The following is a 9,731-nucleotide window of genomic DNA, read 5'->3' as shown; positions in this document are numbered from 1 at the left end:
GCCAAAATCCCATCCCACAACACAGTTGCTACACGGACGTACTTGCGGCGTCCCCGCAATCCGACACCGCCCCGCCATCCCACGCAATGCAGCTGTTGCCGTTGCCGTTGACGTTGAGCAGGTGCAGGGCGCAGCCCTGCCGAAAACACTACTTCAGCCGTCGCCCCGTGCGGTCGATGCGGAACCAGTCGCCGCCTTCCATCGGGGTGTGCCCGTCGCCATCGGGCGTGCCGCGTCGGCACCCGTTGCAGACGTCGGCCACGCCGTCCTGGAACGGCCAGGCGAAATCGAAGGTCGGTTCGATCATCTGCCGCAACGTCACGTCGAAGTAGCCGATGCGGTCGCCCACGCGGCCACGCAGCAGGCCTTCCTGCGGGGTGTCGGGGCCGTTGTCCCAGGTGATGACCGCCAGGCTGCTGCCGGCGCGGTTCACGTAATGGAAACTGCCGCCGGCATGCACCACCGCCAGTCCCTGTGCGTCGTAGGGCAATGCGGCCAGCGCCGTGGCGTCCAGCCGTGGCTGACCGTTGGCGACGGCGCAGCCTGGCAACGGCACCAGACCTTCACTCTCGGTCAGCAGCTGGCACGCAGGCGGCTGGGCCAGCGCACCGGCACTGGCCAGCACGCCCAGCAGGACCAGCCACCGCGCGACGCGGCGACCGGCCCCCGCCATGGCAGGGGCCGATTGCAGCATCACTTGGCCTCGGCCTTGCGCTCGAACGCGTTCGGTGCCGGCAACTGCACAGGCACGCCCTGCGCATCGCAGGTGCCGGCCTGGCACAGGCGTGCGCGCAGGGCCGGGGCGGCCTGCACGATCATGTGGTAGATCGCGTTCTGTTCCAGCGTGCCACGGATCGCCTGGCTGCCCGGGCCGCGGGCCCAGATGCCCACGTCTTCACCGCCGTGCGATTCAGACTTCATCGGCACCAGCGCCTCCTGCATGTAGTCAGGGTGCTCGGTGTCCACCCCGTGCAGGTCGGGCCGGCCCTTGGCCTGCTCGAAGGTGCTGGGGTTGTGCGGGTAGCGCTTCGGCCCGGCCGGCTGCTGGTTGGTGGCGCCGGTGTGGCCGGGGCCGTTGGCGTAGCTCAGCGTGGTGTAGGGCTGGCCGTTGCCGTCCAGGGCGTTGTCCAGCTTGCCGGCACCGTCTTCGCCGCCCTTGTCCTTCACCTTGCCCAGGATCGGGTTGCCGCGCGCCGGGTACCCCACGAAGTTGAGGGTGTGCGAGTGGTCGGCAGTGACGATGATCAGCGTGTCATCGGCCGAAGTCAGTTCGTTGGCCACGCGCACCGCATCGGACAGCGCCACCGTTTCGGTCAGCGCACGGTAGGCGTTGCCACTGTGGTTGGCGTGGTCGATGCGCGCGCCTTCGATCATCAGCACATAGCCTTCCTTGTGCTGGGCCAGGTTCTTGATCGCCGCGGCGGTCAGTTCGGCCAGGCTCGGCTCGCCGGCCGGATCCTGCGGGCGCTCGTATTCGTAGCGCATGTGGTCCGGCTCGAACAGGCCGAGCAGGGCCGGGGCGTTGGTGGCCGCGGCCAGCTGCTTGCTGTTCCAGACATAGGCGCCCTGCGGATGCGCCTGCTGCCATTCCTGCACCAGGCTGCGGCCGTCCAGGCGCTGGCCGACCTTGTCGTCGTACTCGGGGTCACGCTCTTCCACGGTGGTGAACTCGCCGCGACCGCCGCCCAGGGCGACCAGCGGGCCACGGCCGTAGCGGGAGGTGGACAGCAACTGCTGGGCGATGTCCTGGCAGCCGGCCGCCTTGGCTTCTTCGGTCAGGTCGGTGTCGTTTTCCCAGTTGCGCTCGGGCGAGTGCGCGTAGGTGGCGGCCGGGGTGGCGTGGGTCAGGCGCGCGGTGGAGACGATGCCCGTGGCCAGGCCGGCACTGTCGGCCAGCTGCAGCCAGGTCAGCAGGCCCTTGGACAGGCTGTCGGCGCAGGCGGTGCGGGTGCCGGCGCTGACGCCGATGGCGCCCATGTGGGTCTTCACGCCGGTGGTGATGGCAGTCATCGTGCCGGCCGAATCGGGCGTCTGCGAATCGGTGTTGTAGGTCTTGCTGAACGCGGTGGCCGGGAAGCGCTCCCACGACAGCAGGTTTTCTTCGCCGGCGCTGCCCTTGCGCTGGCCTTCGTAGATGCGCGCGGCGGCCACGGTGGTCAGGCTCATGCCATCGCCCAGGAACAGAATGACGTTCTTGGCCTTGCCGGCCATCGCACCGTTTGCTGCTGCCTGGGCTGCACCGCTGCGGTACCACCACTGCGGGGTCTCACCGGCGGGGTGGGCGACCGGATCGACGGCAACCTTCAGGCCGGCGGGGGCGGTGGCGGGGGCAGTGCTGGCGCAGGCGCCCAGCAGCAGGGTGGTGGCGCAGGCGGCCAACAGGGAGACGGAACGACGCATGGACGCTGGGATCTCACACACTGTAACGGGACGTTCATTATGCCCGGCCCAGCAAGGCACGCCGATGACACACTGATTTGCCGGTGGGGCGGTCGTTCCCGGGGCAGGCTTGGGCTATCGTGGAACCATCCCTTCCTTCCCTCTGGATTGCCTATGAAACTGGTGTCTGCCTGGCTGCGGATTCCATTCTGGCAGCGCGTGGTCGGTGGCTTCGTGCTCGGCGCGCTGGCTGGCTGGGCGCTGGGCCCGGCCGCGGAAACGTGGTTCGGCCCGCTCGGCGAACTGTATGTGACCCTGATCAAGATGATCGCGGTGCCGCTGGTGTTCTTCGCGGTCATCAATGCCATTGCGTCGCTGCACGGCCAGAAGTCGGTGGCGGCGCTCAGTGGCCGTACTTTCCTGTGGTTCGTGATCACCGCGGCGCTGGCGGTGTGCGTGGGCCTGGGCGTGGGCACGGTGCTGCAGCCCGGTGCCGGCGGCCTGCAGCTGTCGATGGCCAGCAATTACGTGCCGCGCGAAGTACCGAGCGTGGTGCAGGTGCTGCTGGATGTGGTGCCGTCCAACGTGTTCTACGCGCTGTCGGGCATCGGCACCAAGGTGAATGCCGCCGGTGAAACCGTGCTGGCCGCTGGCCGTGGCTCGATCCTGCCGGTGATCTTCTTCGCCGGCCTGGTGGGCTTTGCCATCGTCAAGCTGGGCGAGAAGGTGACCGAGGCGCGCAGGCTGGTCGGGCAGATGAGCGACATCATGATCCAGGTGACGCGCTTCGTGCTGGAAGTCACCCCGATCGGTACGTTCGGCCTGATTGCCGGGCTGGTCGGCAGCTACGGTTTCGAGAAGCTGCTGCCGCTGGGCCACTTCGTGCTGGCCCTGTACGTGGCCTGCGCGCTGCACATCGTGGTGGTGTACAGCGCGCTGCTGCTGGCGCACGGCTTGAATCCGCTGAAGTTCTTCCGCGGTGCGGCGCCGGGCATGCAGGTGGCCTTCGTCAGCTCGTCCAGCTTCGCGGCGATGCCGGTGGCGCTGCGCTCGATCACCCACAACCTGGGCGTGAACAAGGACTACGGTTCGTTCGCGGTGCCGCTGGGCGCCAGCATCAAGATGGATGGCTGCGGTGCGATCTACCCGGCGCTGTGTGCGGTGTTCATTGCCCAGTACAGCGGCGTGCCGCTCACCCCGGAACAGTACGTGGTGGTGCTGATCGCTTCGGTGCTGGGCAGCTTCGGTACCGCCGGTGTGCCGGGCACGGCGGTGATCATGGCCACCGTGGTGCTGAGCGCGGCCAACCTGCCGCTGGAGACCATCGGTTACCTGTACGCCATCGACCGCATCCTGGACATGATGCGCACGATGACCAACGTGACCGGGCAGATGCTGGTGCCGGTGATCGTGGCCAAGGAAACCGGGCTGCTGGACCAGAGCGTGTACGACAACCCGTCCACGAACGTCGGTATCGACGATCCCGACCCGACCCCGCCGCGTAGCTGAAGCGGCGCTGCAACGGGCTGTATCAGCCCCTGTAACAGGACTGATACAGCCCCCGCAGAGCGCGTGAATCCGGCGTTTCACCCGCGTTAAGCCCAACGAAATCCCAACGCGGCTGTAACGCGGCGGCATCAACCGGCGTTCCAGACGGGACGCGAAGGCCTTGTACATCGGGCCTGCAGGACTTGGCACGGAAACTGCTCCCTCCCTGCGCATACGCAACGGGAGAGCGGCATGGACGGCAGCAGCATTCTCACGGGTAGTCCGGTACGGCAGGTGGCGCTGCTGCTGGCCCTGGCCTGCCCGCTGGCCGCCGCCGCTTCCGGTGCGCGCCAGGGCGTCAAGGCACAGCCCGGCGAAATCGTGCTGCTGCGCGATGTGTCCACGCGCCCGGCCTACCGCATGGCCCCGCCCGGTGTGGCGTTGATCGCCGATCCCAAGCCACAGCGTGAGATCTCCGCTGCACTCGGCAGCAGCGGCGCGCACGGTGGCATGGACGAACTCAGCGACGATGACTACGCCGGGCTGGGCGCTGGGCAGACCCAGCAGCTGGCCGCGCCCGGTGGCACCACGGTGGAGCGGGTGACCCACCAGGCGCTGGGGGGCACGCTCGGGCGCTCCGGCGACAGCATGATGAGCGGCAGCAACCTGAGCGGGGCGATGAGCGGCCCGCTGGGTGCGGTGGGCAACACCACCCGCGGCATTGGCGATACGGTGCGCGGCGCGCTGTCGCAGTTCCCGCTGGGCGCCCCGGCGCCGGGCGGTGGCAAATGATGCGGCGCGCGCGGGGCCTGCTGCTGGTCGTGGTGCTGCTGCCGGCCACCGCGATGGCCGATGACTACAGCGGCATGCTGGCCTACCTGGACATCGCCCGCATCGAGGGCCGCGCGCTGGCCGGCGCCAGTGGCGCGATCGCGGTGAACCAGGCCGCCGGCGATCTCAACATCCAGGCCAATCTGCAGGGCATGGCCAGCGGCGACCAGGCCAACGTGGCCGTGGCCGCACGCCAGCAGCGTGGCGGCAACGTGGTGCTGTCGGCACCGTTGCAGGCCAGCGCGCACATCGCCGGAGAAGCCTTGGCCGGCGCCAGTGGCATCGCATCGATCAACCAGGCCAGCGGCATCGCCAACACGACGCTCAACGTCGTCAGCGCGACGCTGGCCCGACAAGGGATACGCGAATCCGATGACGCGGCGCTGGCCGCAGCGGATATCGCGTCAGCAGGGGGGCAGGGCGACACCGGTGACGGTGTTGCGGCGGGTATCCGCAGTGTCGGCGTCGCTTCGACGGCACTGCGGGGCTTCGACGGTGTCCTGCAACTCAATCAGATCGCGGGAGCGCGCAATGACACGGCCAACGTGCTGACCATGGCCGTGCAGGGCAACCCGTGAGCAACAACCACCCGATGTATCACCTGATGAGAGAGAGGGCACCATGAACGCGAACCTGAAAAGGACCGTGCTTGCGATGGCGATTGCCACGGCCTCCACTGCGGCAGCGGCCAACGGCTGGGACAACCAGAACGCCAACGCCAACATCAACCACAACCATGTCGTGACCGAAACCCGCAACGACACCCACAACCACACCGACAACGAGGTCCGCAACTGGACCCGTACCAGCACCACGGTACGCAGCAACACCGACAGCTCCAACATCACCCGCAACCGCACGGTGAACGAGCAGGTACAGAAGAACAGCAACATCCAGGCCGACGAGCGCAAGGAAAAGAACAACCACGGCGTCGATGTGAACCTGGAAAAGGACCTGCGCCTGAGCTCGGACATCAGCTTCTCCGGTGACCCGGAAGTGACCGGCACGATCGATCTGGATTCGGCCGCGATCGCGGTCATCGACAACCGCCAGTCGATCAGCAACAACCTCGGCTCCAACAGCCTGGTCACCAACAGCGCTTCCATCGCCGATGACGTCGGTGCCGGTGCGTCGGGCAACCTCGGCTTCAACGTGGTCGCCGGTGACAACAACGCCCAGGACAACGCGGCCTCGCTGTCCGCGGCTGACGCCTCCTTCAGCTTCGGCATGGCCGATGCGGAAGTGTTCGTCAACCAGGCGGGCTTCAACAACACCACCATGAACTCCGGCGTGACCAACGCTGCTGGCCTCGGTGGCAATGCCTTCGGCGGCGCGTCGGGCAACATCGGCGTGAACATCGCCTCGGGCAACAACAACGAGCAGAAGAACGCGCTGGCCGCGTCGGTGGCCACCAGTGCCATGGCCCAGTCCAGCATCAGCTCCAACCAGGTCTCCACCGGCAACACGGTGGCCAACGCCGGCTATGTGCAGTCCTACACCGATACCGTGGAAGTGGGCATGAGCGGTGGCGTGGGCGGCCTGACCCTGGCCTACGGTGCCGGCACCTACAGCGGCCGTGGCAACGCCTACCAGATGGCGAACTACTACCTCGACAGCTGGGATGGCGACCTGCCGCATCCGGACGGCAACAGCACCGGGCACATCGATCTGGACAACGAGATCCAGAACGCAACGATGAACCCGTACCGCCAGGGCGTGGGTGGCCTGGGCTTCGACACGCGTGAAAGCGGCACCAGCCAGTTCGTCGAGCTTGGCATTGCCGACCTGTACGCCAGCCTGAGCGGCACTGTCACCACCACCCGTTGGGTGAACGTCAACGCCACCAACACCTCGGCGCTGTCCGGCAGTGCCTTCTCCGGGGCGTCGGGCAACATCGGCGTGAACGTGGCCTCCGGCACCGGCAACCTGCAGGCCAACAGCCTGGCCCTGGCCGTGGCCCAGCCGAGCACCGGCGGTGGCGGCGGCACCGGCGGCGGCGAGTAACACCGCGCGTGACCGCTTTCGCAGCTGACCTGCGTTGAGCGCAACAAGCCCGGCCATCCGCCAATGACCGGGTTCCCCGGGAGCCCCTGTCCCTCCTCCCCCTTGGGGCAGGGGCTCCTTCCTTCCCGTGGAGAGCACCATGGCCGGTTCCCGTTGGTGGTTGCGTCTTCTGCCCTGCCTGCTGGTGCTGGGCAGCACGGGCGCCTGGGCGGGGGACGTCGCATTCAGCGGCGTGCTGCCCAACGGCGCGCTGATGCAGCAGAAGGTGGAAAGCATGCAGGAGCGGCGCTACCGCAACCTGGTGCGGCAGCACACCGACTACAGCTGTGGGGCCGCAGCGCTGGCCACGATCCTGCGCTACGCCTACCACCTGGACACCACCGAAGCCACGGTGATCGAGGGAATGATGGGGGTTTCCGATCCACAACTGGTGAAAGAGCGGGGGTTCTCGCTGCTGGACATCAAGCGCTATGTCGAATCGCTGGGCATGCGCGGCCGCGGCTACCGCATTGATGAAACCCGCCTGCGCACCCTGCGGGTGCCCGGGCTGGTGCTGATGGATGTGCGCGGGTTCCGCCATTTCGTGGTGCTCAAGCAGGTGCGGGGCGGCGTGGTGGAAGTGGCCGACCCGATCCTGGGCAACCGTGCGCTGCCGCTGCCGGAATTCCTGGAAGCGTGGCCCTCGCGCGCCGTTTTCGTCGTCATCGGCAGTGACTTCGACCGCAACACTGTCCTGCTGCAACCGAGCGAACGACCCAGTGCACGCGCGCTGTATGCGCGGCAGGGGCCGATCACCGATGCCGAACTGGTCGACTTCGGCTTCAGCCATGCCGACCTGTTCTGAAGGAGGCACGATCATGTTTTGCCAACGTGTATTGATTGCTGCGCTGCTGGTCCTGCCTGCGTTGCCCGCCTGGGCCGCTGACGGTGCGCCGGGACGCGGCTTGAAGGAAATTCCCGATCCAGAGCTGAACCTGATGCGCGGTCGCTACACCGTGGGCGGCAACAACGTGGCCTGGTTCGGCGTAACCATGATTTCCCAGTGGAAAGGCAGCGACGGTACCGCACTGCAGGGCGCCCTGACCCTGGGCATGGATTTCCGGCGGGGCAGCACGCCCAAGCTGACCTTCCAGCCCAGTGTGCAGGTGACCGCCGCTGACGCACCGCTGCCCGATACCCGCGCTCGCAGCATCGACAGCACCGGCCTGGCCAATGCCAGTGGCCTGGTGCAGAGCGTGCAGGTGGCAGGCGACGGCAACACTGCGCGCAACGTGACCTCGCTCACCATCCGTGACGGCGCCGTGCCCGTGGCCGGCACTGACGATGGAACGCGCATCGCCCAGGTGCAGCACGGCGGTGCAAGCGCGAGCGCCGTACTGGACGGCAACCAGGCGCGCCTGCTGTTGCAGGTCGATGGCCAGGGCATGGTGCAGCAGTGGATCCGCAACGGCAGCGTCGGCCAGGGCATTGCCCTGAGCGGCGACGGCCAGAACGCCAGCAACCGGCTGCAGCTGGAACTGGTACGCAATTCCGTGGCCGGCAACCTGCCGTTGAGCCAGAACGTGGCCCAGGCAATCGCGCTGAACCGCGGCATGGGCCCGGGCCAGTAAACCGGTCCGGTCAAGGGGGACGAACGTTCAACGCAGGTCACTGACATGCATACCTATTTGCGGCTTACCCCGCTGGCGCTGGCGGCGCTGGCGGCCAACGCCTTCGCCCAGCAGCCGGCAGCCAACGATACCGCCGACGTGCAGGCGCTGATCGGACAACTGGAGCAACTGAAAGCCAATTACGCACAGGAAGTGCGCCGCCTGCGCGAGTTGGACATGCAGGTGCAGGCCATGCAGGCACGCCTGAACGGTCGCGCCGGCGCTGCTACAACGCCCGCCGCGCCGCTGGCCCCGGCCGCTGCCGCCGCGGTACCGCCGAGCAGCGAGGGTTACGCCAGCACTGCCGCCGAGGCGCAGCAGGCCAAGCAGGAGGCGCGGCGCAGCGTGGACGACGTGAAGCAGCAGCAGGCCGCGCTGTTCTCGCGCAGGTTCACCCTGGAAAACAGCCTCACCTATGCGCGCTACGACCGCAAGCAGCTCACCCTCAATGGGTTCCTGGCGCTGGATGCGATCTTCCTGGGCAACATCGCCATCGAGAACGTCGAATCCGATTCGCTCACCTATAACCTGGCCGCGCGCTGGGGGGTCAGCCCGAACCTGACCCTGAACGCCGACGTGCCGTACCTGGCGCGGCGTACGGTCTACCAGAAGGGCGGTGCAGGCGGTGCCGCCGCGGCGATCGCGCAGGAAGAGACCAACGGCCACGGCCTGGGCGATGTGAGCGTGAGTGCCAACTATCGTCTGTTCGGCGAACGTGGCTGGCGCCCGGAAACGGTGCTGACCGGCGGCGTGACCGCGCCCACCGGACGCGCGCCGTATGGGTTGGACTGGAAGGTGATCGAGCGCGATGACGATGACTACATCCGCTTCGCGGTGCCACGTGAGCAGCCCACCGGCAACGGCGTGTGGCAGGCCAATCTGGGCGTGTCGATGGTGAAGACCGCCGACCCGGCGATCCTGTTCGCCAATGCCGGCTACATCCACTCATTCCCGCGTGGGTTCAGTGACATCGACAGCAATCCGGACACCACCAATCCGGGCGACGTGAAGCTGGGCGGATCGGTGTACTTCGGTGCGGGCGTGGCGTTTGCCTTCAACGAACGCACCAGCCTGAGCATTTCCTTCAGCGACAAGATCACCTCCCGGGCCTCGACGCGGTTCAAGGGCGGGCAGTGGGTGAAGGTGATCGGCAGCGATGCCAATGCGGCCTCGTTGAACCTGGGCGTGACCTACGCCTTGAACCAGAACACCACGCTGGTGACGCTGCTGGGCATCGGGCTGACCCCGGACGCGCCCGATTTCACCCTGGCGTTCAAGGTGCCGTACATGTTGTAGCGAAGGGCTGACGCCATGCATCGGTAGCGCCGGGCCATGCCCGGCGTTTTTCTATTGTGGTGGCGCTCACGCAGGGTAGCGCCG

The 9,731-nt window shown here is 67.4% G+C and carries 9 protein-coding genes; 7 read left to right on the top strand and 2 right to left on the bottom strand.

The features are described from left to right. Window positions 1-148: 148 nt before the first annotated feature. Window positions 149-673 carry a WG repeat-containing protein gene (locus RTY46_RS14705; protein WP_312709272.1) on the bottom strand — a complete coding sequence of 175 codons (525 nt, stop codon included), beginning with the start codon at window positions 671-673 and terminating at the stop codon, window positions 149-151. 20 nt (window positions 674-693) lie between these two features. Continuing rightward, complete coding sequence (locus RTY46_RS14700; protein ID WP_312709271.1) at window positions 694-2,400, bottom strand: alkaline phosphatase; 1,707 nt, start codon at window positions 2,398-2,400, stop codon at window positions 694-696. 153 nt (window positions 2,401-2,553) lie between these two features. On the opposite strand from RTY46_RS14700, the gene RTY46_RS14695 reads away from it, so the two are divergent. From RTY46_RS14695 to RTY46_RS14665, 7 genes are all read left to right on the top strand, one after another. Then, entirely contained in the window at window positions 2,554-3,888 is a 1,335-nt protein-coding gene (locus tag RTY46_RS14695; RefSeq protein WP_312709270.1) for a dicarboxylate/amino acid:cation symporter, read from the top strand. Between the two features lie 231 nt (window positions 3,889-4,119). Beyond that, a complete protein-coding gene (locus RTY46_RS14690) occupies window positions 4,120-4,659 on the top strand; it encodes a hypothetical protein (RefSeq protein ID WP_312709269.1) in 540 nt (179 codons plus the stop codon). Next, entirely contained in the window at window positions 4,659-5,276 is a 618-nt protein-coding gene (locus RTY46_RS14685; RefSeq protein WP_312709268.1) for a hypothetical protein, read from the top strand. Before RTY46_RS14690 ends, RTY46_RS14685 begins: the two co-directional genes overlap by 1 nt. Window positions 5,277-5,319: 43 nt before the next feature. After that, window positions 5,320-6,702 carry an adhesin gene (locus RTY46_RS14680; protein ID WP_312709267.1) on the top strand — a complete coding sequence of 461 codons (1,383 nt, stop codon included), beginning with the start codon at window positions 5,320-5,322 and terminating at the stop codon, window positions 6,700-6,702. Window positions 6,703-6,841: 139 nt separating this feature from the next. After that, window positions 6,842-7,546 carry a C39 family peptidase gene (locus RTY46_RS14675; protein ID WP_312709265.1) on the top strand — a complete coding sequence of 235 codons (705 nt, stop codon included), beginning with the start codon at window positions 6,842-6,844 and terminating at the stop codon, window positions 7,544-7,546. 13 nt (window positions 7,547-7,559) lie between these two features. After that, window positions 7,560-8,312, top strand: coding sequence for a hypothetical protein (locus RTY46_RS14670; RefSeq protein WP_312709264.1), 753 nt, complete (start codon window positions 7,560-7,562; stop codon window positions 8,310-8,312). A 45-nt stretch (window positions 8,313-8,357) separates the two neighbouring features. Further along, window positions 8,358-9,647, top strand: coding sequence for a transporter (locus RTY46_RS14665; RefSeq protein WP_312709263.1), 1,290 nt, complete (start codon window positions 8,358-8,360; stop codon window positions 9,645-9,647). The last annotated feature ends 84 nt before the right edge of the window (window positions 9,648-9,731 follow it).

The sequence above is a fragment of the Stenotrophomonas sp. genome, assembly GCF_032056425.1.
GTDB lineage: Bacteria > Pseudomonadota > Gammaproteobacteria > Xanthomonadales > Xanthomonadaceae > Stenotrophomonas.
Note: the sequence above shows the minus strand (reverse complement) of the source record. Positions and strands in the feature narration are given on the sequence as shown.

What these genes read in the sequence shown, in the direction of transcription:
- RTY46_RS14705 (WP_312709272.1), bottom strand. Translation starts at nt 673, where the DNA reads ATGGCGGGGGCCGGTCGCCGCGTCGCGCGGTGGCTGGTCCTGCTGGGC.
- RTY46_RS14700 (WP_312709271.1), bottom strand. Translation starts at nt 2,400, where the DNA reads ATGCGTCGTTCCGTCTCCCTGTTGGCCGCCTGCGCCACCACCCTGCTG.
- RTY46_RS14695 (WP_312709270.1), top strand. Translation starts at nt 2,554, where the DNA reads ATGAAACTGGTGTCTGCCTGGCTGCGGATTCCATTCTGGCAGCGCGTG.
- RTY46_RS14690 (WP_312709269.1), top strand. Translation starts at nt 4,120, where the DNA reads ATGGACGGCAGCAGCATTCTCACGGGTAGTCCGGTACGGCAGGTGGCG.
- RTY46_RS14685 (WP_312709268.1), top strand. Translation starts at nt 4,659, where the DNA reads ATGCGGCGCGCGCGGGGCCTGCTGCTGGTCGTGGTGCTGCTGCCGGCC.
- RTY46_RS14680 (WP_312709267.1), top strand. Translation starts at nt 5,320, where the DNA reads ATGAACGCGAACCTGAAAAGGACCGTGCTTGCGATGGCGATTGCCACG.
- RTY46_RS14675 (WP_312709265.1), top strand. Translation starts at nt 6,842, where the DNA reads ATGGCCGGTTCCCGTTGGTGGTTGCGTCTTCTGCCCTGCCTGCTGGTG.
- RTY46_RS14670 (WP_312709264.1), top strand. Translation starts at nt 7,560, where the DNA reads ATGTTTTGCCAACGTGTATTGATTGCTGCGCTGCTGGTCCTGCCTGCG.
- RTY46_RS14665 (WP_312709263.1), top strand. Translation starts at nt 8,358, where the DNA reads ATGCATACCTATTTGCGGCTTACCCCGCTGGCGCTGGCGGCGCTGGCG.